This is a genomic window from Streptomyces sp. NPDC004721 (assembly GCF_053601495.1).
The window spans coordinates 139,343-164,097 of record NZ_JBSGBZ010000011.1; the positions used below are offsets into that span (position 1 = coordinate 139,343).

Consider the following 24,755-nt stretch of genomic DNA (forward strand, 5'->3'; position numbering starts at 1 on the left):
TGCTTCGACGGGTTCGGCCGCTCCAGCCGGGGGTGTCTCCGCACGCGGCACTTCGGCAGGTCCCGCCGCTCCGGTCCCGGGTGGCTCCCCGCGTGCCATGACAGGTGGAGGACCGGCGGGTCCGGATACGGACATCCGCGCGGGCCACGGCACCGGCTTCCCGCCACCTCGCACCGGCCCCGCCACCGACGACGCCCGGACCACCGCCGCTTCCCGCCCACGCTTCCCGGACTTCCGTGCCCCTGCCCGCCGCACCACACCCCCCACGACACCGCCCCCGCCCCCCGCCACGGCCCGCTTCCCGGACGCACCCCCGACGGTCGGCCGCGAGGCACCGCGCCGACCGGACCTCGGCCGGGCAGGGGACCGTCCACTGGGCACACCACCGGTCGAGAGACGCGCGGCGTCCGGAGCCGCTGCCGGGGCGTCCGCTGACACCCACGCCGGGGCTCCCGGCCGTTCTGCGGACGCGTCGCAGGTGCCTGGGCGTGGGGCTTCGAGTCGTCGAGACTCCGCTGACGGCACGGCAGGAAGTACGACCTCCGGGGACCGGAGGGCCGCCGCTCGCTTCCCCGGTGAGTCGGCGCAGCCCGGCCGGCGCGAGCGCGGGACCATACCCCCGCCTCCGGGACACCGGCCCTCACCGGCGGCACGCGGTGACGGCGCACCCGCCGAAACCGCGTCCGAGACGACCACACGTCTGCGCCCCGTCTCCGTCCACAACCCCCCGATGCCGAGCGCACCGCCCCATCCGACGGCCCCGTCCCCCGCGCGCGACCCCCGGTCGGACGCCGCGAACGGCCCCGTCACCACCCCGGCGTCCCAGGCCGGGCCCGTCGGCGGCGCCGACACCGCGACCGGCCCCCTCGGCACGGCACGCCACCCGAGCGCGCCCGGCCGGACCGGAGGCCCTGGCAGCTTCTCCAGCCCCGTCGACGCCGACAACCGTCCCCGCCCCACCGGCGCGCCCCAGCGGCCGACCGGGTCGGCGTGGACCCCGGTCCCGCCGCATCCGTCCTTCGACGCCTCCCCGGGTGCTCCCGCCGGGACACCGCCGCGAGCCACGGGTGCCGCCACGGCGCCTGATCCGGCGCTGTCCTGGAGCGCGGCCATGGCGCCGGGGGCGGGGCTCGGCCTGGGGTTCGGGGAGCCGGCAGGCCACGACCAGCGGGCACGGTCGAACGGTGCGCTGGTACGGCCGCGGGTCGCCGTGGCGGCCGCCTGCGTGGTGCTGGGGATCGGGCTCGTAGGCGGCGCCTTGACCGGCAGCTGGCTCACCGGGGAGCCGGGGAAGCCCGGCGCGGAGGGCGGCTTCGCCGCGGCCGGTGCCATGTGGCACAGCGTCCCCGTCGACCAGCTCTTCCCGCCCACCCTGGACGGCCGCGGCGCCGGACCCGGCGGAGCCGACCGCACCTGGACCCGTGTCGCCGTGGCGCCGGACAGCGGCTGCGAGGGCGCCTTCGACCCGCTGCTGCGCAAGGCCCTGACCCCCGTCGGTTGCGCCCGCCTGCTGCGCGCCACCTACACGGACGCCACTCAGAGCTACGTCACCACCGTCGGCCTGCTCTTCACCAAGGCCGACGCCCCCACCATGACGTCCCTCGCCGCCCGCTTCGAGAACGAGGGGCTCGCCCGGCGCACCGACCTCGTGCCGCGCCCGTACGCCGCCAAGGGCACCGTCGCCGCGGCCTTCGGCGACGAGCAGCGCGCGTCGTGGACCGTCTCCGTGCTGACCGAGGCCCCGGTGGTCGTCTACGCCGTGTCCGGCTGGGCCGACGGCCGCGCCGCCGGCACCCCGCAGGCCGCCGCCGACGCGACGAAGTCCGGAGCCACCACCCCCGCCGCCCAGGCAGGCCTGGGAAACGAGGCCCAGGGCCTCGCCGACCGCATCGAACGGGGCCTGCGCCAGACCGTCAAGTCAGCCACGGAGGAGCCCTCGTGACAGCCGCCGTGACGCCCGGGAACCGTACGCCGCGCAGGGCTCTCGCGGTCGGCGTCCCGAGCCTGTTCCTCGCCGCCTGCCTCGCCCTCGTGCCGTCCGTCCCCGCGCACGCCGACGGCATCCGCGCCCAGCAGTGGGGCCTCGACGCCATGCACACCCAGGAGGCCTGGCGCACCACCCAGGGCAAGGGCATCACCGTCGCCGTCCTGGACACCGGCGTCGACGACGACCATCCCGATCTGCGCGGCAACGTCCTGCCCGGCAAGGACATGATCGGCTTCGGCGCGCGGCGCGGCGACCGCCCCTGGGCCCGCCACGGCACCGCCATGGCCGGCATCATCGCCGGTCACGGCCACGGCCCCGGCAACGCGGACGGAGTCATGGGCATCGCGCCCAAGGCCCGGATCCTGCCCGTGCGGGTGATCCTGGAGGAGGACGACTCCGCCCGGAGCAAGGCCCGCAGCACCCGCGGCAACGCCCTCGCCGACGGCATCCGGTGGGCCGCCGACCAGGGCGCCGACGTCATCAACCTCTCCCTCGGCGACGACTCGGACTCCGCGCACCCCGAGCCCGCCGAGGACGAGGCCGTCCAGTACGCGCTCGGCAAGGGCGCCGTCGTCGTCGCCTCGGCCGGCAACGGCGGCGAGAAGGGCGACCACATCTCCTACCCGGCGGCCTACCCGGGCGTGATCGCCGCGACCGCCGTGGACCGCTACGGCACCCGCGCCTCCTTCTCCACCCGCCGCTGGTACGCGACGGTCAGCGCGCCCGGCGTCGACGTCGTCATCGCCGACCCCGACCAGCGGTACTACGAGGGCTGGGGCACGAGCGCGGCCTCCGCCTTCGTCTCCGGCGCCGTGGCCCTCGTCAAGGCCGCCCACCCGGGTCTGACCCCCGCCCAGATCAAGAAGCTCCTGGAGGACACGGCCCGCAGCGCCCCCGTCGGCGGCCGCGACGACTCCCGCGGCTTCGGCATGGTCGATCCCGCCGCCGCCATCAAGTCCGCGGCCCGCCTCCGGCCCGAGGGCCTGACCGCGGCGTCCTACGGCGAGCGGTACTTCGGCCCCGGCCCCGACTCCGCCGAGGCGGACGACACCGCCTCCGGCTGGGCGGGCCCTCTCGCGGGCGGTGCCGGGGGAGTGATGCTGGTCGTGGCGGTCGTCCTGTGGCGCGGCCGCCGCGAGGGCGAGGCCGACTTCCGGCTGTAGGGCCCGGGTCACCCGACCACGGCTGGAGGTCACGCCCTCCGGCCGTACGCCGACACCGCCGACCGGGCTGCCTCCTCCACCAGCGCGATGCCCTGCTCCTTCGTCGGGTTGCCACTGGACAGGGCGGCCACCAGACAGTCGTCGCCGCCGGCCGTCACCCGTCCGATGCTGTTGACGACCCACAGACCGGTCGTGTCGCGCGGCATCCAGCCGTTCTTCAGGGCCCACCCGGAGCCGTCGGCGGCGGCCGACACCCCCCAGTCCTGGCCCGGGGCGATCCGCCCCATCAGCCCCTGAAGATACGTCCGCGAGGCATCGTTCAGCTCCGAGCGGGCCCCGAAGACCTGCCCGAGCAGCGCGAGCTGATCGGCGGCCGTGGTCCGGGTCAGACCCCACCGCGGACCGTCGCCGCCGGTGGTCCGGCTGAGTCCGAACCGCTCGTTGGCCGCGTTCAGGCCGTCGGCGCCGCCGATGTCCCGCCACAGCGCCGACGCCGAGTCGTTGTGGCTGCTCCCGATCATCGCGGCGGCGTACGTCCGCTCCCGCGTCGTCAGCCGCCGCCCCGCGTCCTGGGCCCCCAGCAGCAGGGCCGCCAGGATGTCGACCTTGACGATGCTCGCCGTGTCGAACACGGCGTCGCCGTACCCGACGCTCACGTCGGATCCGAGGCGACGAACCGCCACCGCCACGGTGACTCCCCCGGCCACCGACACCGCTACCGACCTCGGCACCGGCACCGGTACCGAGCCTCCGCCCACTGCCTCCACCGCCCGCCTCCCCGCTCACGACGGCCCCTCCGCCGCCTTCCGCCGACGATAGGGGGCCCGAACGTCCCCTGGGGCGGTATCGGACGTGGGCCAGGGGACCCTGAGAGAGCGGGCGCGGCCCCGGATAGGGTCGGCTCCGTGGCGATGAAGAACATTCCCGACTCCGGCTTCTCCGACGACGACGGCTCCGTCGACCCCGGGCTGAGCGCGGCGCTCGCCGCCTGGGCCGAGGACCGCACCGCCGTGGGACCCGTCCTGGAGGGGCTCCGGAGCGCCCGGCTGCTCGTGCCCGTGGTGGCCGTCCTCGGCGAGGTGGAGGAGGACGAGAACGGGCTGCGCCGGGAGAAGACCAGCGAGATGGCCGTACCCACCCTGAAGGCCGGTCAGCGCACCGCCCTGCCCGCCTTCAGCTCCACCGGCTCCCTGGCCCGCTGGGACCCGGACGCCCGCCCCGTGGCCGTACGGCTGCACCAGGTCCTGGAGGCCGCCGCGCACGAGAAGGCGGACACGGTGGTGCTGGACATGGCCGGACCGGTGCCGTTCGAGCTGACCGGACCCGCCCTGCTCGCCCTGGCCGAGGGCCGTACGACGACCGACCCGCTGGCCGACCCGGCCGTCGTCACCGCCGTGCGGGAGGCAGTCGCCGCGGAGCCCGCCGTGCTGCGCGCCCACCTCGGGCGGGGGCAGGCCGACGGGACCCTGGCGCTGGTGCTCGACCCGTCCGTCCCCACCGCCCCCGCCGAGACCGCCCGCGCCGTGGCCGCGCGGCTCGCCGCCAGCGAGACACTGAGGGCCCGCCTGGTGCGCGGCCTCGACCTGGCACTGCTGCCGGCCGGGGCGACGCCGCCGGGCGAGCCCTTGTACGTGAAGGAGCGGGGATCGGCTGCGTCGCAGCGGTGATCGGCTGGGTCGGGAAACGGGGCTCCGCGGGAGCGGCTCAGCCGTAGATCGGCCCGGTGTACTTCTCGCCCGGGCCCTGGCCCGGCTCGTCCGGGACGACCGAGGCCTCGCGGAAGGCCAGCTGCAGCGACTTCAGGCCGTCGCGCAGCGGTGCCGCGTGGAAGGAGCTGATCTCGGTGGCGCTCGCGTCCAGCAGTCCGGCGAGCGCCGACACCAGCTTGCGGGCCTCGTCCAGGTCCTTGTGCTCGTCGCCCTCCTCGGTCAGACCGAGCTTCACGGCGGCGGCGCTCATCAGGTTGACGGCGACCGTCACGATCACCTCGACCGCCGGGACCTCCGCGATGTCGCGGGTCATGGCGTCGAAGTCGGGCTGCTCGGCGGGGCCGGAGGGGGAGGTCTCACTCATGCCCCACACGATAGGTGCAGGACGGAGGGCTCCCGCAGCGAGCCCCGGACAGCTCGAATTAGCCCTTCCCCATCGATGCTGCTAACCTTGTGTGACGACCGGCTGGACGCGTATGCCCAGGGCATCACGAGTCCGGCCCACAAGTGGAGGCTTCGAACTCCCACCTGACCGCCCTCCGGGGCGGCGGGTCACCGGTCAGACGGTTCCCGTCCCAGTGGCGGCGATCCGTCCGAAAGTGCGCCCCGCGGCCATCGCGGCGGTCGTTCCGGTAGTTCGAGGAGCCCCGCCTGTGATCGTCCGGGGCATTTTTCGTGCTTCGGCGCGGTTAGGTCTGTCGAACACAGAGTACGCGGCTGTCCGCCAGACCGTCGCGTGGTGCTAACCGAGGAGGATCCATCAGCGCCGAGCCCCGCATCAACGACCGGATTCGCGTTCCCGAGGTGCGACTTGTCGGTCCCAGTGGCGAGCAGGTCGGCATTGTGCCGCTCGCGAAGGCACTGGAGCTTGCGCAGGAGTACGACCTGGACCTGGTCGAGGTCGCGGCGAACGCCCGTCCGCCCGTCTGCAAGCTCATGGACTACGGGAAGTTCAAGTACGAGTCGGCCATGAAGGCCCGTGAGGCGCGCAAGAACCAGGCGCACACGGTCATCAAGGAGATGAAGCTCCGGCCGAAGATCGACCCGCACGACTACGACACCAAGAAGGGTCACGTCGTCCGGTTCCTCAAGCAGGGCGACAAGGTCAAGATCACGATCATGTTCCGTGGTCGCGAGCAGTCCCGGCCCGAGCTGGGCTACCGGCTGCTGCAGCGGCTCGCGGAGGACGTCCAGGACCTCGGCTTCGTGGAGTCGAACCCGAAGCAGGACGGCCGCAACATGATCATGGTTCTCGGTCCGCACAAGAAGAAGACCGAGGCGATGGCCGAGGCCCGCCAGGCGCAGGAGGCCCGCAAGGCCGAGGCGAAGGCCCACCCGGGCCGCTCGCAGAACGCCGCTGAGGCCGAGATCACCGAGGCCCCGGCCGAGGCTTCCGCCGAGGCGTGACTCCCGGGACCCCCGTCCCAGGATGTATCCGACACAAGAGCGACGCTCCACCGTGCCCGGTTCTCGCGACCGGGCACCGGAGCGCCACCGACGAGGAGAGAACGGCGCTATGCCGAAGAACAAGTCGCACAGCGGTGCCAGCAAGCGCTTCAAGGTCACCGGCTCCGGCAAGGTGCTCCGTGAGCGCGCCGGCAAGCGCCACCTGCTCGAGCACAAGTCGTCCCGTCTGACGCGTCGTCTCACCGGCAACGCCGAGATGGCCCCGGGCGACGCCAAGAAGATCAAGAAGCTTCTCGGCAAGTGACGCGGCGGCGCGTGATCGCCCTGCGATCTCCGCGCGCCGTACGTCAGGACCGGGACCCAATCGTTTCCGGGCCGTGTGAGGACAACCACGGCCCCGCTACAAGGAGTCAATCAAGTGGCACGCGTCAAGCGGGCAGTCAACGCCCACAAGAAGCGCCGGGCGATCCTCGAGCAGGCCTCCGGCTACCGCGGTCAGCGCTCGCGCCTGTACCGCAAGGCCAAGGAGCAGGTCACCCACTCGCTGGTCTACAACTACAACGACCGCAAGAAGCGCAAGGGTGACTTCCGCCAGCTGTGGATCCAGCGCATCAACGCCGCTGCCCGCGCCAACGGCATCACGTACAACCGCTTCATCCAGGGTCTGAAGGCCGCGAACGTCGAGGTCGACCGCAAGATCCTGGCCGAGCTGGCCGTCAACGACGCCGGCGCGTTCGCCGCGCTCGTCGAGGTCGCGCAGAAGGCCCTGCCGAGCGACGTCAACGCGCCCAAGGCTGCGTGACGCGACGCCGGCCCGGCCGGTGCGATCCATACGGACCCGTGGGCTCTGCCTGCGGGTCCGTCGTATGTGCGCCGTGCGGTGCCCGAGGCGCGTCCGGCACCGCCCGGGACCGCCGGCTGATCGCCGTCGCGGCGGAACGTTCCTACCGAAGGTGAAGCTCTCCATGTCCCCCGCCACCCCTGACCTGCTCTCCCCCCGCTCGCCCCGCGTCTCGGCAGCGCGGCGGCTGGCCAAGCGGAACTTCCGGGGCAAGGAGCGGCTGTTCCTCGCGGAGGGGCCGCAGGCCGTGCGGGAGGCGGCGGCGCACCGGGCCGGCGACACGGCCACCCTCGTCGAGCTGTTCGCCACGGTCGAGGCCGCCGATCGGTACGCCGACATCGTGGGGGAGGCCCGCGCCGCGGGGGCCCGGATCCACCTCGCCGCCGACGACGTCATCGCCGACATCTCCACCACCGTCACCCCGCAGGGGCTCGTCGGCGTCTGCCGGTTCCTCGACACCCCCTTCGAGGACATCGTCGCGGCCCGCCCGAAGCTCGTCGCGGTCCTCGCCCATGTGCGCGACCCCGGCAACGCGGGCACGGTCCTGCGCTGCGCCGACGCCGCCGGAGCCGAAGCGGTCGTCCTCACGGACGCCTCCGTCGACCTCTACAACCCCAAGGCCGTCCGGGCCTCCGTCGGCTCCCTGTTCCACCTGCCCGTGGCCGTCGGCGTCCCCGTCGAGCGGGCGGTCGCCGCGCTCAGGGACGCCGGAGTGCGCATCCTCGCCGCCGACGGCGCGGGCGAGCGCGATCTGGACGACGAACTGGACCACGGCACCATGGGCGGCCCCACCGCGTGGGTGTTCGGCAACGAGGCCTGGGGCCTGCCGGAGGAGACCCGCGCCCTCGCCGACGCCGTCGTACGGGTTCCCATCCACGGAAAGGCCGAGAGCCTGAACCTCGCGACCGCCGCCGCCGTATGTCTGTACGCGTCGGCCCGTGCGCAGCGCGGCTCCGGAGGATGCCGCTCCGCCACCCGCAACCAGTAGGGTGACCAGCCCGGGGGCCTGCTGCACCGGCTGAGAGGTGGGGTGAGGGGATGACTGTCGGCACCGGTCGCGCGCCCGGAGCGCGGGACGCGCGACGACCACCCGCGCCCCGGCAGGACGATCCCGCCGGCCTCGGCATCGACCCCGACGACCTGCCCGACGGCCTGGTGGTCGCCGACGAGCACGGGCGGATCATCTGCTTCAACGCCGCCGCCGCCCGGATCAGCGCCGTACCCGCCGACCAGGCCCTGGGACAGCCCCTGGAGAAGGCCCTGCCGCTGGAGGACCTGGAGGGGCGCCGCTGGTGGCAGCTGACCGACCCCTACGGCGGCCTGGCCATCCGGGTGAGCCAGCCCGAGCGCAACCTCCTGCTGCACGGCGGCCGGGAGGTCCTCGTCTCCGCGAAGTACGTCCGCGCCCACCCCACCGGCCCGGTCCGCCGCGTCGTCGTCTCCCTCCGCGACACCGAGGCACGCCGTCGCACGGAGCGCAGCCACGCCGAGCTGATCGCCACCGTCGCACACGAGCTGCGCTCGCCGCTGACCTCCGTCAAGGGCTTCACGGCGACCCTGCTCGCCAAGTGGGAGAGGTTCACCGACGACCAGAAGCGGCTGATGCTGGAGACCGTCGACGCCGACGCCGACCGCGTCACCCGGCTCATCGCCGAGCTGCTCGACATATCCCGCATCGACTCCGGCCGCCTGGAGGTGCGCCGCCAGCCCGTCGACATGGGTGCCGCGGTCGGGCGGCACGTCCAGGCGTACGTCGCCGCCGGCCAGCCCGCCGACCGGTTCCTGGTGCGCGTCGAGAAGCCGCTGCCCGCGCTGTGGGCCGACCCCGACAAGATCGACCAGGTGCTGAGCAACCTCGTGGAAAATGCCGTGCGGCACGGCGAGGGATCCGTCACCATCGATGTCACGCCGGCGCCGTCCCCACGGGAAGGGGAAGCCGCCGGGACCATCGAGAACACCGCCACGTCGGTCACGGTGAGCGACGAGGGGCCCGGCATTCCGGAGGAGTCCATGAACCGTGTCTTCACCCGCTTCTGGCGGGGCAGCAAGCGCGGCGGCACCGGTCTCGGGCTCTACATCGTCAAGGGCATCGTCGAGGCCCATGGCGGCACCATCACGGTCGGCCGCGCCCGAGGGGGCGGCGCGGAGATCCGATTCACCCTGCCCGTGGGCACCCCGGCGTACCTGCTCTGAGCACCGGCCGAGGACCCACGGGCGCATTCGCTTTCCCCAGCCCCCGTTAGACTCGGCCTTTGGCACCTTTGTGTCCCGAAAGCCGTGACGATCTGTCCGCGTGGCGGTGCGAGTCGGTGACGGGGACCTCCAGCCAGCCAATCGGAAGCACGGGAAGAGATGTCGGCACCCAATAAGTCGTACGACCCTGTCGAGGTCGAGGCGTTGAAACCGGAAGAGATCGAGCGCATGCGGGACGAGGCGCTCGCCGCCTTCGCTGCCGCGGACTCCCTCGACGCGCTCCACGAGGCCAAGGTCGCCCACACCGGCCCCGCCTCCCCACTCTCCCTCGCCAACCGCGAGATCGGCGCCCTGCCCCCGCACGCCAAGGCCGACGCCGGCAAGCGCGTCGGCATGGCCCGCGGCGCTGTCAACAAGGCGCTCGCCGCCCGCCAGGTTGAACTGGAGGCCGAGCGGGACGCCCGTGTGCTGGTGGAGGAGGACGTCGACGTCACGCTGCCGTACGATCGCGTGCCGGCCGGCGCCCGCCACCCGCTGACCACGCTCTCGGAGCGCATCGAGGACGTCTTCGTGGCCATGGGCTACGAGGTCGCCGAGGGCCCGCAGGCCGAGGCCGAGTGGTTCAACTTCGACGCCCTGAACATCGGCCCGGACCACCCGGCCCGCGGCGAGGCCGACACCTTCTTCGTGCAGGGCCCCGAAGGCGGCAGCGAGTCCGGTGTCGTCCTGCGCACCCACACCTCGCCGGTGCAGATCCGCTCCCTGCTCGAACGCGAGCTGCCGGTCTACGTGATCTGCCCCGGCCGCGTCTACCGCACCGACGAGCTGGACGCCACCCACACGCCCGTCTTCAACCAGGTCGAGCTGCTCGCCGTGGACGAGGGCCTGACCATGGCCGACCTCAAGGGCACCCTGGACCACATGGTGCAGTCCCTGTTCGGCGAGGGCATGAAGACCCGGCTGCGGCCGAACTTCTTCCCCTTCACCGAGCCGTCCGCCGAGATGGACATGGTGTGCTACGTCTGCCGCGGCGAGTCCGTCGGCAACCCCGACCGGCCCTGCCGCACCTGCTCCTCCGAGGGCTGGATCGAACTCGGCGGCTGCGGCATGGTCAACCCGCGGGTGCTCACCGCCTGCGGCGTCGACCCGGAGAAGTACAGCGGCTTCGCCTTCGGGTTCGGCATCGAGCGGATGCTGATGTTCCGCCACAACGTCGAAGACATGCGAGACATGGTCGAGGGTGACGTCCGGTTCACCCGGCCGTTCGGGATGGAGATCTGATGCGGATCCCGCTTTCTTGGCTGCGGGAGTACGTCGACCTGCCGGCGACGGAGACCGGGCGCGACGTCCAGGCCAAGCTCATTTCGGCCGGCCTCGAGGTCGAGACCGTCGAACAGCTCGGCGCCGACCTCAAGGGGCCGCTCGCCGTCGGCCGGGTGCTGACCATCGAGGAGCTGGAGGGCTTCAAGAAGCCGATCCGCTTCTGCACCGTCGACGTCGGCCAGGCCAACGGCACCGGCGAGCCGCAGGAGATCGTCTGCGGCGCCCGTAACTTCGCCGTCGGCGACAAGGTCGTCGTGGTCCTCCCGGGCGCCGTGCTGCCCGGCGGCTTCGCGATCAGCGCCCGCAAGACCTACGGCAAGACCTCCCACGGCATGATCTGCTCCAGCGACGAGCTGGGCATGGGCGACGACGGCAGCCAGGGCATCATCGTGCTGCCGCCCGAGACCGAGGTCGGCAAGGACGCCATCGAGCTGCTGGAGCTGGTCGACGAGGTCCTCGACATCGCCGTCACCGCCAACCGCGGCGACTGCCTGTCCCTGCGCGGCGTCGCCCGCGAGACCGCCATCGCCTACGGCCTGCCGCTGCGCGACCCCGCCCTGCTCGACGTACCGGCGCCGAACGCGTTCGGCTACGCCGTGCGGATCGACGAGCCGTACGGCTGCGACCGCTTCACCGCGCGCACCGTCTCCGGCCTCGACCCCGAGGCGCGCTCCCCGATCTGGCTCCAGCGCCGCCTCCAGAAGGCCGGGATGCGCCCGATCTCGCTCGCCGTCGACATCACCAACTACGTGATGCTGGAGCTCGGCCAGCCGCTGCACGCCTACGACCGCAAGCTGGTCCAGGGCACGATCGGCGTGCGCCGGGCCGAGGAGGGCGAGAAGTTCACCACCCTCGACGGCGTCAAGCGCACGCTGCACGCCGAGGACCTGGTCATCACCGACGAGCGTGGCCCCATCGGCCTCGCCGGCGTCATGGGCGGTGCCAACACCGAGATCGCCGACCACGAGGACACGGAGAACGCGACCACCGAGGTCGTCATCGAGGCCGCCCACTTCGACCAGGTCTCCATCGCGCGCACCGCCCGTCGCCACAAGCTGTCCTCGGAGGCCTCCCGCCGCTTCGAGCGGGGCGTCGACCCGCAGGCAGCCTCCGCCGCGGCCCAGCGCACGGTGGACCTGCTGGTCCTGCTCGCGGGCGGCACGGCCGACGCCGGGGTCACCGAGGTCGCCGCGCCCGCGGCTCCGCGCACGATCACTGTGCCGGCCGACCACCCGGACAAGGTCGCGGGCGTCGTCTACGGCCGTGAGGCCGTCGTCCGCCGGCTCCAGCAGATCGGCTGCCAGGTGGAAGGACAGGACGACCTGACGGTCACCGTCCCGTCCTGGCGGCCCGACCTGACGGACCCCAACGACCTGGCCGAAGAGGTCATCCGCCTGGAGGGCTACGAGAACCTGCCCTCCACGCTGCCCAGGCTCCCCTCCGGCCGCGGCCTCACCCACCGCCAGCGGTTGCACCGCCGGGTCGGCCGCGCGCTGGCCGGCGCGGGCTACGTCGAGGCGCCGACCTACCCGTTCGTCGGCGAGCAGGTCTTCGACCAGCTCGGCCTGGAGCCCGGCGACCCCGCGCGCCGCGTGGTCCGGCTGGTCAACCCGCTCAGCGACGAGGAGCCCGTGCTGCGCACCACGCTGCTGCCGGGCCTGCTCGGCGCGCTGCGCCGCAACGACGGCCGCGGCAGCCACGATCTCGCCCTGTTCGAGACCGGCCTGGTCTTCCACCCGCGCGAGGAGCAGCGGGTCGCGGCCCAGCCGCCCGTCGACCGGCGTCCCACCGACGAGGAGATCGCGGAGCTGAACGCGGCGCTGCCCGAGCAGCCGCGCCATGTGGCCGTGGTCCTCGCGGGCGCCCGTGAGCAGACCGGCTGGTGGGGCAAGGGCCGCCCGGCCGACTGGGCCGACGCGGTCGAGGCCGCGCGGACCGCGGCCCGCGAGACCGGGGCCGAACTGATCGTCCGCAAGGGCCAGTACGGACCGTGGCACCCGGGCCGCTGCGCCGAGTTCGCGGTCGCCGTGGACGGCACCGAGCGGGTCGTGGGCCACGCGGGCGAACTGCACCCGCGCGTGGTCAAGGCACTGGGCCTGCCCGAGCGCACCTGCGCGATGGAGCTGAACCTGGACGTGCTGGAGCAGGTCGGCGACGACACCCCGCAGGCGCCGGGCATCTCCACGTTCCCGGTCGCCACGCAGGACGTCGCCCTCGTCGTCGACAAGCCGGTCCCGGCCGCCGACGTCGAGGCCGCGCTGCGCGAGGGCGCCGGTGAACTCCTGGAGTCCATCCGGCTGTTCGACCTCTACGAGAACGCCGAGCAGCTCGGCGAGGGCCGCAAGTCCCTCGCCTACGCGCTGCGCTTCCGCGCGCCGGACCGCACGCTGACCGTGGACGAGGCGTCCGCCGCCCGCGACGCGGCGGTGGCGCTGGCCGCTGAGCGCACGGGGGCGGAGCTGCGCAGCTAGCCGGTGAAGTGCGGGGGACTGCGAGTCCGTTGCCGTCTGCGGGCAGTCGGTGGCCGGTCGCGTAGTTCCCCGCGCCCCTTTTTGAGCCGGCCTCGGTCGACAAGGTGGGCCCATCGGTGGAGCGGGTCCGTTGTCGGCTGCGGGTGGCCGGTGGCCGGTCGCGCAGTTCCCCGCGCCCCTTCTCGAGTCCGCCCGGGTCGACAGGGCCAGCCACCTTGCGGAGCGTTGCCGTGCCGGGCCGCCGTGGTGTGTTGAGGGGGAGCCGGCGGCCCGGACGGCCTCTTGGAGGAGGCGGTTCAGTCAACCGGGTGGGGACGCTCCGCGACAGCGCGCGTACAGCGCGGATGCGCGTGCTCCGTTCACACCCCGTGTGAAGGCGAACGCACTACGCTGTCGCCACCCAGCCACCGGGGGGCACCCATGCAGCCCAACACACTGCTCGACGCGATCCTGGACGAGGCCGGGATCTCGCACGCGGGCCTGGCAGCGCACGTCAACCAGGAGGGGCGGGCCCGCGGACTCGCGCTCCGGTACGAACACACCGCCGTGGCCCGGTGGCTGAAGGGCCAGCGGCCGCGCGGCCAGGTGCCCGACCTGATCTGCGAGGTGCTGGCGGGCCGGCTGCACCGGCCGGTCACGCTCGACGACATCGGCCTCGGCGTGCCCGGCGAGCCCTCCGCGCCGCACGGCACCTCGCTGTCCGGGTTCGTCGAACGCGCCACCGCCCTGTGGCGATCCGACGAGCAGCAGCGCCCGCACCTCCTCGGAGCCCCCGCCGTGACCGGCACGCCCGCCGTCATGCCCGTGTGGGAGTGGGAGAACCCGCCCGAGGACGTGGACGTCTCCCGCGGTGGCCGGCACCGGGTCACCTCGTTGGACATCGAGATGCTCCGCGCCGCCCGCACGCACTACGAGCAGATGTACCGCAAGGCCGGCGGCGTCGCGACCCGCGGCCGTGTCGTGGGCTTCTTGAACGCCGAGGCCGCCCCGCTGCTGCGGGGCAGCTACACCGACGCCACCGGCCGCCAACTGCACCGCGCCACCGGCGCCTTGGTGGCGGTCGTGGGCATCTGCGCCTACGACTCCGACGCGCACGGCCTGGCCCAGCGCTACTTCCACCAGGCGCTCAGGCTGGCCAAGGCCAGCGGGGACCGGGGACTTGGCGCGTATGTGATCGCGCTGCTGGTCAACCAGTCGCTGTTCATGCGGGAGTACCGCCAGGCCGTCGCCTTCGCCGAGGCCGCCCTGCGCGCCGCCGGCCAGCACATCACCCCCGCGCTCGCCTCCGACCTGTACGCGATGCAGGCCAAGGCCTACGCCCACCTCGGCGACGGCACGAGCGCCCTGGGCTGCATCGGGCGCGCCGAGTCCGCGGCAGAACGCATCCGGCGCGGGTACGAACCCGACGAGACGGGCTACGTCCAACCGGGCCTGGTCAACGTGCAGGTGGCGGAGGCCCTGCTCAGCCTCGGCGAACTGGCCGCCGCCGAGGAGCACGCCGCGGCCGCGGTGGACAACCCCGCGCACGACCGGGGCAGGGTGCACCGGCTGGCCATGCTCAGCACGATCCAACTGCGCCGGGGCAACGCCGACAAGGCGGTGGCCACGGCCGTGCGGATGGCCGAACAGGCCCGTGGGATGGAGTCGCAGCGGCTGCGGGACAGACTGCGCGCGGTGCGCGAGCACTTGGTGCGCAGCGGCGGCGCCGGCACGGCCGAGGCGGCCGAACTGATCGACGGGGCCCTGCGCGTACCGCTGTGACGGCGGCGCGGTGCTCCCGGCGGCTCGCCGTGCGCCTGCTGCGGGACCGTTCCGGCTGCGATATTGCCACTGACCCGACGGAAGGTGGCAGAACCGTGCAGTGGACGAAACAGAACGAACAAACTGTGTACGCAAACCGCTGGTTCACCGTCAACCTCGCGGATGTCGAGCTGCCGGACGGCCGGCACCTCGACCACTTCCTGATACGGCTGCGGCCCGTCGCCGTGGCCACGGTGGTGAACGAGGCGGGTGAGGTCCTCCTCCTGTGGCGCCACCGCTTCATCACCGACAGCTGGGGCTGGGAGCTCGCGGCGGGCGTCGTGGAGGACGGCGAGGACGTCGCGGCCGCCGCCGCCAGGGAACTGGAGGAGGAGACCGGCTGGCGGCCGGGACCCCTGCGCCACCTCATGAGCGTGGAGCCGTCCAACGGACTGACCGACGCCCGGCACCACATCTACTGGTCGGACGAGGGCGAGTACGTCGGACACCCGGCGGACGACTTCGAGTCCGACCGCCGGGAATGGGTGCCCCTCAAGATCGTTCCCGACCTGGTCGCCCGCGGCGAGGTCCCGGCGGCCACCATGGCGGCCGCGTTACTGCTCCTGCACCACCTCAGGCTGGGCCAGGACACCCTGCCCTGACGGGCAACCGGGCAGGTTCCGTCCCGGCTGGGCAGGGCCCACCAGGGTGGTGAACGACACGGGCCCGGCACCACCTCGGTGCCGGGCCCGCTGACCGTCGCTCTTCGTGGTCAGCCGTAGGTGTAGAAGCCGGAGCCGGACTTCCGGCCGAGCCGGCCGGCGTCCACCATGCGCTGGAGCAGCGGGGGAGCGGCGTACAGCGGCTCCTTGTACTCCTCGTACATGGAGTGGGCGACCGAGGCCACCGTGTCCAGACCGATCAGGTCGGACAGCTTCAGCGGGCCCATCGGGTGGGCGCAGCCCAGCTCCATGCCGTTGTCGATGTCCTCGCGGCTGGCGATGCCCGACTCGAACATCCGGATCGCCGAGAGCAGGTAGGGGATCAGCAGCGCGTTCACCACGAAGCCCGAGCGGTCCTGGGCGCGGATCGCGTGCTTGCCGAGCACCTTCTCGGTGAACAGCTGCGCCCGGCTCAGCGTGCCCTCGGAGGTGGTGAGCGCCGGGATCAGCTCGACCAGCTGCTGCACCGGGGCGGGGTTGAAGAAGTGGATGCCGATCACCTGGTCGGGCCGCGCGGTGGCGACCGCCAGCCTCACCAGCGGGATGGAGGAGGTGTTGGAGGCCAGGATCGCGTCCGGTCGGGTCACCACCTGGTCCAGGACCTGGAAGATCTCGGTCTTGACCTGCTCGTTCTCCACCACGGCCTCGATCACCAGGTCGCGGTCGGAGAACTCGCCGAGGTCGGTGGTGAAGCTCAGCCGGGCCTGCGTCGCGTCCCGCTCCGCCTCGCTGATCTTGCCGCGCTCGGCCGCCTTGGCCAGGGAGTTGAACAGCCGGGTACGGCCTATCTCCAGGGCCTCGCCGGTGGTCTCGGCGACCTTCACCTCCAGGCCGGCCCGGGCGCACACCTCGGCGATGCCCGCACCCATCTGGCCGCAGCCCACCACTCCGACGCGTGCAATGTCTCCCGAAATGCCGGTCACATCGTCCCTTTCGCAGTTCCTACGGCTGTGGCAGGCGGCCCGTTGTGCGGTGCCTGCTCCGATCGTGCACGTTACCCCCGTAGTGGCCGTGATCGGTTGCCCGGGTCGGGCATCCTGAGCAGGAGAACGATCCGTGACCGTGCGGATCCACGGCGTACTGGGAGTGCCCGGATGGCCCGAGCGGCACGGGTGACACGACGGTCGTTCACCGTGGCGGCGCTGTCGACCCTGACGATGACCGGCGACGCGGCCACCGCGACGGGTGGCACCGGCACGGACCGGTGGGGCCGCGCCGTGGTCACCGAGATGCGCGGCATGTGGCTGGCGACCGTGCGCAACCGCGACTGGCCCTCACACCCGGGGCTGAGCGCGGCCCGGCAGCGCGGCGAGCTGACCGCCCTGCTCGACGTGGCGGTGCGCCGCCGGCTCAACACGGTGTTCCTCCAGGTGCGCCCGTCGGCCGACGCGCTGTGGCCCTCGCCCCACGAGCCGTGGTCGCAGTACCTCACCGGCACGCAGGGCAGGGACCCCGGCTGGGATCCTCTGGGCACGGCCGTGGCGGAGGCGCACGCCCGCGGACTGCGGCTGCACGCCTGGTTCAACCCCTACCGGGTCGCCCTGCACGAGGACCCGGCCCTGCTGGCTGCCTCCCATCCGGCCCGCAGGCACCCCGACTGGGTGGTGCGGTACGGCGGGTGCCTCTACTACAACCCCGGCCTGCCCGAGGTCCGGTCCTTCGTGCTGCGGGCGATGCTCGACGCGGTGTCCCGGTACCCGGTGGACGGCGTCCACTTCGACGACTACTTCTACCCCTATCCGGTCGCCGGCCAGACCCTCGACGACGCCACCGCCCACCACCGGTACGGCGGCGCCTTCGCCGGCCGGGCCGACTGGCGGCGCGACAACATCGACCGGCTGATCCGCGAGATGGCCGCGGCCATCGCCGTCACCCGCCCCGGCACCCGGTTCGGGATCAGCCCCTTCGGGGTGTGGCGCAATGCCTCGACCGACCCGCGCGGCTCGGAAACCCGTGCCGGCGTGCAGACGTACGACAACCTGTACGCGGACACGCGCAAGTGGGTCATGGAGGGCTGGATCGACTACGTCGTCCCGCAGCTGTACTGGGCCGTCGGCTTCGCCACCGCCGACTACGCCGCCCTGCTGCCCTGGTGGGCCGAGGTGGCACGGGGCAGCCGTACGCGGCTGTACGTGGGGGAGGCGCTCTACAAGGCCGGCGACCCCGCGCAGGGCGCGGCCTGGCAGGACCCCGACGAACTGTCCCGCCACCTCACCCTCGCGGCCGCGCACCCGGAAGTACGCGGGCACGTCTTCTTCGCCGCGAAGGAGGTGGCGGCCGACCCGTCGGGAGCCATGGCGCGGGTCGTCGCCGACCACTACCGCCGGCCGGCGAGACCCCCGCGCTGACTCAGTGGTGTTCGTGCTCCTTCTTGTGGCGGACCTGGCAGTCGGGGCCCGGTGACATGACGGCCTCGTGCCCGTCCGGGAAGCGGACGCGGTACGGCGGGTTGCCCTCCGTGCCCATGACCTCGACGATTTCGCTGATCTGGTCGTGCTGACCGACCACCCTGCCGTGTTGGACGAGCTGGTCGCCCACGGTTGCGCGCATCTGCGGGGCCTCCTCACCATGTGCGGGAGCAGCGGTCCTCGACTTCCGAGTCTACGGTGCGGAGCGCGACTGGAACCGGTGAGCGCCGGGCCGGTGTGCGGTCGGCACCGGTGTGAGCGCCGGTCAGCCGCGCGCCCGCTGGGTGACGGCGATGCAGACGAGCACGGCTACGGCCGTCACGGGGGCGGCCGCAGTGAGGTGCTCGCCGAGCAGCAGCACCGACCACACCAGTGTGAGCAGGGGTTGGGCCAACTGCAACTGGCTCGCCTTGGGGATGCCGACGGTGGCCATGCCCCGGTACCAGACGACCAGCCCGAGGAACTGCGAGCCCGCCGCGACCCAGAGCAGTCCGGTCACGCTGTGGACGCCCAGGTGCACGGGCTCGTGCGTCAGCGCGAGCGCGGCCGTGGGCGCGGTGAGCGGCAGGCACACCACCAGCGCCCAGCCGATGACCTGCCAGCCCGGCATCACGCGGGCCAGCCGGCCGCCCTCGGTGTAGCCGGCGGCGCACACGAGCAGGGCGCCGAACAGGTAGGCGTCGGCGGTGGTCAGCGCACCGCCGCTCTGCTGCACGGTGAAGGCCACCACGGCCGCCGCGCCCGCCAGCGCCGCCGTCCAGAACGTGCGCGAGGGACGGATGCCGAAGCGCAGCGCGGAGAGCAGCGCCGTGGTGAGCGGCAGCAGGCCCACGACGACGGCGGCGTGCGCGGTGGTGGAGGTCTCCAGGGCGAGCGTGGTGAGCAGCGGGAAGCCGAGGACCACTCCGGCGGCCACGACCGCGAGGCCGGGCCAGTGCCGGCGTGCGGGCGGCGGTACGCGCAGCGCCAGCAGGCAGCCGCCCGCGAGGACGGCGGCGAGCACACTGCGCACGGCCACCAGGGACCAGGGTCCGAAGCCCTCCAGGCCCCAGGCGGTGGCCGGGAAGGTCAAGGAGAAGGCGACCACGCCGAGGGCCGCCTGAAGGATGCCTGCGCGTGGGCGGGCCGGGGCGTCCACCGCTATCGGTGTCGGTGCGGTAGCGCTACTCTGTGCTCTCATGCAACAGCGTAGCAGCGTCGCCGAACTCGCAGAATGCCTGCGGAGAGAGCTGAACCGCTACTCACCTGGCGGAAAGCTCCCGTCGAGCCGGGTCCTCGTCGAGCGGTACCGGGTCAGTCCGGTGACCGTCTCGCGGGCCCTGTCGCAGCTGGCGGCCGAGGGCCTGGTGGTCACCCGTCCCGGCGCCGGCGCCTTCCGCGCCCCGGCGCGCGCGACGGCCGCTCCTGCCGGCGACACCTCCTGGCAGGAGGTCGCGCTCAGCGCGGACGGCGCCGCCGACCTCGTACCGCGCACGGTGGACGCCTCCGGCGTCACGATCTCGCTGGCCGCCCCGCCGCCGGGCGTGATCGAGTTCAACGGGGGCTACCTGCACCCCTCGTTGCAGCCCGAGCGTGCCATGGCCGCCGCGCTGTCCCGGGCCGGACGCCGCCCCGGCGCGTGGGGGCGGCCGCCGCTGGAGGGGCTGCCGGAACTGCGCGAGTGGTTCGCGCGGGACATCGGCGGACCGGGCGGGACCGTCACCGCCGCCGAGGTCCTGATCGCCGCGGGCGGTCAGTCCGCGCTGACCACCGCCCTGCGTGCCCTGGCCCCGCCCGGCGCTCCGGTGCTGGTCGAGTCGCCCACCTATCCCGGCATGCTGGCCATCGCCCGATCCTCCGGGCTGCGGCCCGTACCCGTGCCCGTCGACGCGGACGGGGTGAGGCCGGAACTGCTCGCCGACGCGTTCCGGGCCACCGGCGCCCGCGTGTTCGTCTGCCAGCCCCTGTTCCAGAACCCCACCGGCGCCGTCCTCGCCCCCGACCGGCGCGCGCGGGTGCTGCGGACGGCCCGCGAGGCCGGCGCCTTCGTCGTCGAGGACGACTTCGTACGGCGGCTCGCGCACGAGGACGCGGGAACCCTGCCGCCCCCGCTCGTCGCCGGTGACCCGGACGGGGTCGTGGTGCACGTCGGCTCGCTGACCAAGGCCACCTCGCCCAGCTTCCGGGTGAGCGCGCTGGTCGCGCGCGGCCCGGTGCTGGAGCGGCTGCGCGCCATCCAGGTCGTGGACACGTTCTTCGTGCCGCGGCCGTTGCAGGAGGCCGCCCTCGAACTGGTCGGCTCACCCGCCTGGCCGCGCCATCTGCGCGCGCTCGCCGCCGAGTTGAAGAGCCGTCGGGACGCGCTGACCACCGCGCTGCGGGAGCACCTTCCCGAACTCGCCCTGCCGCACGTCCCGTCCGGCGGCTACCACCTGTGGCCGCGCCTGCCCGACGGAACGGACGAGTCCGCCCTGACCGCCGCCGCCCTGCGCACGGGTGTCGCGCTCACCCCCGGCCGCCCGTACTTCAGCGCCGAACCCCCGGCCGTCCACGTGCGGTTGAGCTTCGCCGCGGTCGGTGGCACGGCGGAGATCGCCGAGGGCGTGCGCCGCCTGCGGACGGCCTGCGCGGAGGCGCTGCCCTGACGCTCGGGCAGCGGAACCGGCCGCGGGGAACAGGGAGTTCAGTCCTCGCGCGTGTAGTCCGTCGTCAGCAGCAGGTCCTTCGCGGGGCCGCCCACGCGCCACACCGTGCGCCAGTGCCCGGCGTCCCGGACGGTGAACTCGCCCCGGTAGAGATCCGCCGCGCACGGATGCCCGGCCAGGTGCCGCCCGGAGCGCAGGTCCAGATCGTGGAAGGGCCGTCCGTCCGCGAAGCGCACGTCGGCCGTGCCCGGCACGCTTCCGGGCAGAAAGCGCAGCGTCCGCTCGGCAGGCCGGGCCACCCCCTGGAGATCGGTCCTTCCGTGAGCAGGTCGATCAGCGGGTCACCCTCGAAGTGGATCTGGTGCGTCAGCATGTGGTGGCCCTAGTGCGTGACGTTCGCGTGGATGTGCCGGGCGCGAGAGTTGGCCTTCCCGAGCTTGTGCAGCAACTCGTCGAACACGGCGCCCGGTACCGTCAGCGACTCCAGGCCCGGAACGACGGTCCGGCACTCGTAGCGGCCCTCGGCATCGGTGACGATCTTGCCTCGCAGGTGGTACTTCGACAGATGGGGGTTGACGATCGGAAGGGGTCCCACCTGCCCCGCGGTGATACCCGAGTAGAGGCCCTCAGTGTCGGTCTGCCACAGGTCTACCACTGCCCCGGCCAGTGGCTCACCCGAGGTAGATCGCACGACACCGGAGACGATCAGGGTCTCTCCAGGCGCATCGGGCGCCATCGGCAGTACGCCGGGGTTGCTGACGGCGGTGCATTCGGCAGATACGCGGGGCCGATAGGGGACCAGGTGGAGGCGCCGTCCTTCTCCGGGTCGGCGTAGGCCCTGCCCCACGTGACCTCCTGCATCGGAACGCTGACCAACATGCTCGCGGCCATCGGGAACTCTCCCGCCGCGACGCCGGTGCGTACATGCGCCCGTCCGCATTCGCATTGAAGCGGGTGTCCCGGTCGATCCCGGTGCGGACGCGAACCACGGCACGGCCGGTCAGCCAGACGTAGCGGAAGGCGTAGGTGTGACCGTCCTGATCTGAGACGGTCTTCCCGGGTGTCCTCGGGGCGGCGCGCTCGGACCCGGTCTCCGTGTGTCGGGTGGGTTGGAAGGTACCGGGGGCGCGGCTGGCGTCAGGGCGGTGACAGGGGCACCGCGCCCCCGGAGATCGGCAGCTCAGGTCCTGGTTGGGTCACCGGTGGTGTGTCGGGTGAACCGGTATCCGACGCAGAGGAGTGCGAACCAGACGGCCCATACGTAGAGCGCTATGCGGGTGTCGGCGTTGTTCGCGATCAGCACGAGGACGAAGAGCAGAGCGGCTATCGCGAACCAGTTGGTCAGTGGGGCGCCGGGCATCCGGAAGTCGTTGGCGGGCAGGTTCCCGCGGCGCACTTCGGCGCGGTAGCGGAGGTGGGCGGCGAGGATCACGAGCCAGGTCCACAGGCCGGCGCAGGTGCCGACGGCGGTGATGTAAGCGAACGCCTTGTCCGGGGAGACGATGTTGACGACCACGCCGAGGCCCATGACCAGGCCGGAGAGCATGAGGGCGGGCAGCGGCAGTTTGCGTGCGTTGAGTTTCGTCATGACGGCCGGAGCCTCCCCGTTGGCGGCCAGCCCCCTCAGCATGCGGCCGCTGGTGCCAGACACCGTGAGGGGCGAATCCGCCGTCGGCCCACAGGTGAGTGACCGAGGCTGTGTTGCCGACATCGGTGAAGCCGAAGGTGAGCACACCGATGCCGATGACGATCAGCGCGATGATCGCCATGACTTTGATGGTGGAGAACCAGAACTCGAGCTCGCCGAAGAGCTTGACCGAGACGAGGTTCGTGACGACGAGGACGATGAGTGCCGCGGCGGCGGTGGCCCATACCGGCACGGCGGGCCACCAGTAGGCGATGTAGTGGCCCGCCGCGGTGAGTTCGGCCATGCCTGCGGTCACCCAGAAGACCCAGTAGGACCAGCCCGTGACGTAGCTGGCGAACGGGCCGAAGAACTCGCGTGCGTAGTCCGCGAAGCTTCCCTAGGTGGAGAGGTAGGTGAGGAGCTCGCCCAGGGCCCGCATGATGAAGAAGACGACGACGCCGGCTGCGGCGTAACACGCGATCAGGCTGGGGCCGATCTTGGCGATGGCTTCGCCGGAGCCGTAGAAGAGGCCGACGCCGATGGCGCCGCTGATGGCCGTCATCTGGATCTGGCGAGCGGTGAGTCCGCGCTGGTAGCCCTCGTCGGCCGGAGTGGGCGCTACGGGTGCGCCGTCCTTCTGGCGCTGATGGGCCTGGGGTTGTCATGACGGGCACCTTTCGCCTCACCCCTCAGTCAGGGTCTCGACTGGAAGGTGAATCGGTTGCAAAATTGTCGTTCGACAAGGGAGGTGTGATGAGTTTGCAGGTATGTTTCGTTGAAGGCGATAGTTGCCTGACATTTGAAGTGGACCTGGGGAGGGTGCAGTGAGTCTGGCGCACGAGGCGGACGTGCTCGACGAGATCCGTGTGCTGTCGGCGACGGCGATCCTGGGCTATGGGTTTCCCGACGAGTCGTTTGAGGCCGGTCTGGCGCGTCGGCCGCACGTCATCGCGGCCGACGCCGGGTCCACCGACCCCGGGCCGTACTACCTGGGGGCGGGCGAGTCGTTCACCGACCGGGCGGCGGTGAGGCGGGATCTGGAGCGGATGATCACCGCCGGCAGGCGTCTCGGGATACCTGTGGTCGTCGGTTCCGCGGGCGGGGCGGGCGCTGGCCCGCACCTGGCCTGGCTCCGCGAGATCGTGGACGACATCGTCACCGAAGCCGGTCTGGCGCTGCGGGTGGCGGTCATCCCGGCTGATGTCGACCGGCATAGGGCGCTGGAGGCCCTCGAAGAGGGCCGCATCAGCGCCGTTCCGCATGGTCCGCAGCTCACGGCGAACGACGTCCGCGCCAGCACTCAGCTGGTGGCCCAGATGGGCACGGCACCCTTTGTCGAGGCGTTGCGTGGCGGCGCCGATGTCGTCCTTGCCGGGCGTGCCTACGATCCGGCGGTCTTCGCGGCGCTGCCGCTGCTGCACGGGTTCGACGAGGGCCTGGCGCTTCACATGGGCAAGATTCTGGAGTGCGCGGCGATCGCCGCTGTGCCGGGCAGCGGCAGCGACTGCATGTTGGGCGTTCTGCGCCGCGATCACTTCGTCCTGGAGCCCCTCTCGCTCGCCCGCCGGTGCACGCCGACCTCGGTGGCGGCACACACGCTCTACGAGAAGAGCGATCCCTACCGGCTGCCGGGCCCCGGTGGCTTCCTGGATCTGAGCGAGTGTGTGTTCACGCCGGAGGGCGAGCGCGGGACCCGTGTCTCCGGTTCCCGGCACGTCGCCCGGCCCTTCGCGGTCAAGCTCGAAGGCGCCCGCCTGCGCGGCTACCGCACGGTGTCGGTGGCCGGCGCTCGGGACCCGTACTTCCTCCGGGAAATCGAAACGATCACCGCAGGCGTGCGGGACCGAGTGACCGACAACTTCCCGGAGATCCCGCCGGACGACTACGACCTGCTGTTCCGCGTCTACGGGCGGGACGGCTGCATGGGTCCTCTAGAGCCCTCGCCCCAGGTGCTGGGCCACGAGGCCGGCATCGTGATCGAGGCTGTGGCCGCCGACCAGGACCTCGCCGACACGCTGTGTGCGTTCGCCCGTTCCACCATGCTGCACTTCGGCTATCCCGGCCGCGTGTCCACGGCCGGGAACCTGGCCTTCCCCTATTCGCCGTCCGACTTCCACGCCGGCGCGGTCTACGAGTGGAGCGTTTACCACCTCATGGAGCTGGACGACCCGCTCGCGCTGTTCCCGATCACCTACATCGACTACCTGGGAGATCCCTCGTGACCGCGCCGCTGACCGAACTTGCCGATGTGATCCGCAGCAAGAACTCCGGCCCCTACGAACTCACCCTCGACATCGTCTTCACAGGCCAGGACCAGTACGACCTGGTCAAGTGCGAGCGCGCCATCAGCCAGGAACTGGTGGCCGGGCTCTACGGGATTCCCGTCGCCGACGTGAGTGAGCCGATCTTCTATGACCCGGCGAAGGCCGTGAAGATCAACCTTCGGCGCCCGCTCCCCTCGGGGAACGTGGGCGAGAGCGACGTCTACGGGGCCCAGCAGCACGGCCCGCTGCTGTCCATGCGTCTGCCGACGCCCTGAG

At 72.5% G+C, this 24,755-nt stretch carries 22 protein-coding genes and 2 pseudogenes; 16 read left to right on the plus strand and 8 right to left on the minus strand.

Going from position 1 to position 24,755, the window contains the following annotated elements:
- The first annotated feature begins 730 nt into the window (after nucleotides 1-730).
- Nucleotides 731-1,942: a hypothetical protein gene (locus ACWEK3_RS12985; RefSeq protein ID WP_453249679.1), complete on the plus strand. Its 1,212-nt coding sequence runs from the start codon at nucleotides 731-733 to the stop codon at nucleotides 1,940-1,942.
- Nucleotides 1,939-3,150 carry a type VII secretion-associated serine protease mycosin gene (gene mycP / locus ACWEK3_RS12990; protein ID WP_450539214.1) on the plus strand — a complete coding sequence of 404 codons (1,212 nt, stop codon included), beginning with the start codon at nucleotides 1,939-1,941 and terminating at the stop codon, nucleotides 3,148-3,150. The genes ACWEK3_RS12985 and mycP overlap by 4 nt, the downstream gene beginning before the upstream one ends.
- A gap of 29 nt (nucleotides 3,151-3,179) precedes the next feature.
- Here the strand turns inward: mycP and ACWEK3_RS12995 are convergent, their stop codons facing one another.
- Nucleotides 3,180-3,806 (minus strand): serine hydrolase, encoded by a 627-nt coding sequence (locus ACWEK3_RS12995; protein WP_450539215.1) that lies wholly within the window; start codon nucleotides 3,804-3,806, stop codon nucleotides 3,180-3,182.
- 249 nt (nucleotides 3,807-4,055) lie between these two features.
- On the opposite strand from ACWEK3_RS12995, the gene ACWEK3_RS13000 reads away from it, so the two are divergent.
- On the plus strand, nucleotides 4,056-4,817 hold the full coding sequence (locus tag ACWEK3_RS13000) for an SseB family protein (protein WP_450539217.1): 762 nt from the start codon (nucleotides 4,056-4,058) through the stop codon (nucleotides 4,815-4,817).
- Nucleotides 4,818-4,854: 37 nt separating this feature from the next.
- Here ACWEK3_RS13000 and ACWEK3_RS13005 read toward each other — a convergent pair whose 3' ends face one another.
- Nucleotides 4,855-5,223, minus strand: coding sequence for a DUF1844 domain-containing protein (locus ACWEK3_RS13005; protein ID WP_376399089.1), 369 nt, complete (start codon nucleotides 5,221-5,223; stop codon nucleotides 4,855-4,857).
- A 395-nt stretch (nucleotides 5,224-5,618) separates the two neighbouring features.
- On the opposite strand from ACWEK3_RS13005, the gene infC reads away from it, so the two are divergent.
- The 9 genes from infC to ACWEK3_RS13050 all read left to right on the plus strand — a co-directional run bounded on the left by infC (nucleotide 5,619) and on the right by ACWEK3_RS13050 (nucleotide 15,496).
- Complete coding sequence (gene infC / locus ACWEK3_RS13010; RefSeq protein WP_361412886.1) at nucleotides 5,619-6,266, plus strand: translation initiation factor IF-3; 648 nt, start codon at nucleotides 5,619-5,621, stop codon at nucleotides 6,264-6,266.
- Nucleotides 6,267-6,375: 109 nt separating this feature from the next.
- On the plus strand, nucleotides 6,376-6,570 hold the full coding sequence (gene rpmI / locus ACWEK3_RS13015; protein WP_007829094.1) for a 50S ribosomal protein L35: 195 nt from the start codon (nucleotides 6,376-6,378) through the stop codon (nucleotides 6,568-6,570).
- Nucleotides 6,571-6,684: 114 nt separating this feature from the next.
- Entirely contained in the window at nucleotides 6,685-7,068 is a 384-nt protein-coding gene (gene rplT / locus ACWEK3_RS13020) for a 50S ribosomal protein L20 (RefSeq protein ID WP_004002577.1), read from the plus strand.
- A gap of 163 nt (nucleotides 7,069-7,231) precedes the next feature.
- The gene (locus tag ACWEK3_RS13025) at nucleotides 7,232-8,095 is read left to right on the plus strand and encodes a TrmH family RNA methyltransferase (protein ID WP_450539219.1); all 864 of its coding nucleotides are present in this window, start codon (nucleotides 7,232-7,234) and stop codon (nucleotides 8,093-8,095) included.
- A gap of 50 nt (nucleotides 8,096-8,145) precedes the next feature.
- The gene (locus ACWEK3_RS13030) at nucleotides 8,146-9,300 is read left to right on the plus strand and encodes an ATP-binding protein (RefSeq protein ID WP_453249680.1); all 1,155 of its coding nucleotides are present in this window, start codon (nucleotides 8,146-8,148) and stop codon (nucleotides 9,298-9,300) included.
- A 159-nt stretch (nucleotides 9,301-9,459) separates the two neighbouring features.
- On the plus strand, nucleotides 9,460-10,581 hold the full coding sequence (pheS, locus tag ACWEK3_RS13035; protein WP_384424622.1) for a phenylalanine--tRNA ligase subunit alpha: 1,122 nt from the start codon (nucleotides 9,460-9,462) through the stop codon (nucleotides 10,579-10,581).
- Nucleotides 10,581-13,094 (plus strand): phenylalanine--tRNA ligase subunit beta, encoded by a 2,514-nt coding sequence (gene pheT, locus ACWEK3_RS13040; protein WP_450539222.1) that lies wholly within the window; start codon nucleotides 10,581-10,583, stop codon nucleotides 13,092-13,094. Before pheS ends, pheT begins: the two co-directional genes overlap by 1 nt.
- 420 nt (nucleotides 13,095-13,514) lie before the next feature.
- On the plus strand, nucleotides 13,515-14,855 hold the full coding sequence (locus tag ACWEK3_RS13045; protein WP_450539224.1) for a transcriptional regulator: 1,341 nt from the start codon (nucleotides 13,515-13,517) through the stop codon (nucleotides 14,853-14,855).
- A 95-nt stretch (nucleotides 14,856-14,950) separates the two neighbouring features.
- A complete protein-coding gene (locus ACWEK3_RS13050; RefSeq protein WP_453249681.1) occupies nucleotides 14,951-15,496 on the plus strand; it encodes an NUDIX domain-containing protein in 546 nt (181 codons plus the stop codon).
- 110 nt (nucleotides 15,497-15,606) lie between these two features.
- On the opposite strand, the gene ACWEK3_RS13055 is transcribed toward ACWEK3_RS13050, so the two are convergent.
- Nucleotides 15,607-16,479, minus strand: a complete 873-nt coding sequence (locus ACWEK3_RS13055) for a 3-hydroxybutyryl-CoA dehydrogenase (RefSeq protein ID WP_361412808.1) — start codon at nucleotides 16,477-16,479, stop codon at nucleotides 15,607-15,609.
- 171 nt (nucleotides 16,480-16,650) lie between these two features.
- On the opposite strand from ACWEK3_RS13055, the gene ACWEK3_RS13060 reads away from it, so the two are divergent.
- The gene (locus ACWEK3_RS13060; protein WP_450539228.1) at nucleotides 16,651-17,904 is read left to right on the plus strand and encodes a glycoside hydrolase family 10 protein; all 1,254 of its coding nucleotides are present in this window, start codon (nucleotides 16,651-16,653) and stop codon (nucleotides 17,902-17,904) included.
- A gap of 1 nt (nucleotide 17,905) precedes the next feature.
- On the opposite strand, the gene ACWEK3_RS13065 is transcribed toward ACWEK3_RS13060, so the two are convergent.
- Entirely contained in the window at nucleotides 17,906-18,106 is a 201-nt protein-coding gene (locus ACWEK3_RS13065) for a DUF1918 domain-containing protein (RefSeq protein ID WP_141362616.1), read from the minus strand.
- A gap of 123 nt (nucleotides 18,107-18,229) precedes the next feature.
- Entirely contained in the window at nucleotides 18,230-19,144 is a 915-nt protein-coding gene (locus tag ACWEK3_RS13070) for a DMT family transporter (protein WP_453249682.1), read from the minus strand.
- Between ACWEK3_RS13070 and ACWEK3_RS13075 the strand changes: the two genes are divergently transcribed.
- Entirely contained in the window at nucleotides 19,143-20,588 is a 1,446-nt protein-coding gene (locus tag ACWEK3_RS13075) for an aminotransferase-like domain-containing protein (RefSeq protein WP_453249683.1), read from the plus strand. The genes ACWEK3_RS13070 and ACWEK3_RS13075 overlap by 2 nt on opposite strands.
- A gap of 38 nt (nucleotides 20,589-20,626) precedes the next feature.
- On the opposite strand, the pseudogene ACWEK3_RS13080 reads toward ACWEK3_RS13075, so the two are convergent.
- The 3 genes and pseudogenes from ACWEK3_RS13080 to ACWEK3_RS13090 all read right to left on the minus strand — a co-directional run.
- A pseudogene (locus tag ACWEK3_RS13080) lies at nucleotides 20,627-20,908 on the minus strand (DUF6314 family protein); the annotation flags it as partial.
- Nucleotides 20,909-20,970: 62 nt separating this feature from the next.
- Entirely contained in the window at nucleotides 20,971-21,534 is a 564-nt protein-coding gene (locus ACWEK3_RS13085; RefSeq protein WP_453249684.1) for a dioxygenase family protein, read from the minus strand.
- 234 nt (nucleotides 21,535-21,768) lie between these two features.
- Nucleotides 21,769-22,777, minus strand: a pseudogene (locus tag ACWEK3_RS13090) (amino acid permease).
- Between the two features lie 262 nt (nucleotides 22,778-23,039).
- On the opposite strand from ACWEK3_RS13090, the gene ACWEK3_RS13095 reads away from it, so the two are divergent.
- Together ACWEK3_RS13095 and ACWEK3_RS13100 are read left to right on the plus strand one after the other, a co-directional pair.
- Complete coding sequence (locus ACWEK3_RS13095; protein ID WP_450539239.1) at nucleotides 23,040-24,437, plus strand: acyclic terpene utilization AtuA family protein; 1,398 nt, start codon at nucleotides 23,040-23,042, stop codon at nucleotides 24,435-24,437.
- Nucleotides 24,434-24,754 carry a DUF4387 domain-containing protein gene (locus ACWEK3_RS13100; RefSeq protein WP_390724388.1) on the plus strand — a complete coding sequence of 107 codons (321 nt, stop codon included), beginning with the start codon at nucleotides 24,434-24,436 and terminating at the stop codon, nucleotides 24,752-24,754. Before ACWEK3_RS13095 ends, ACWEK3_RS13100 begins: the two co-directional genes overlap by 4 nt.
- The last annotated feature ends 1 nt before the right edge of the window (nucleotide 24,755 follow it).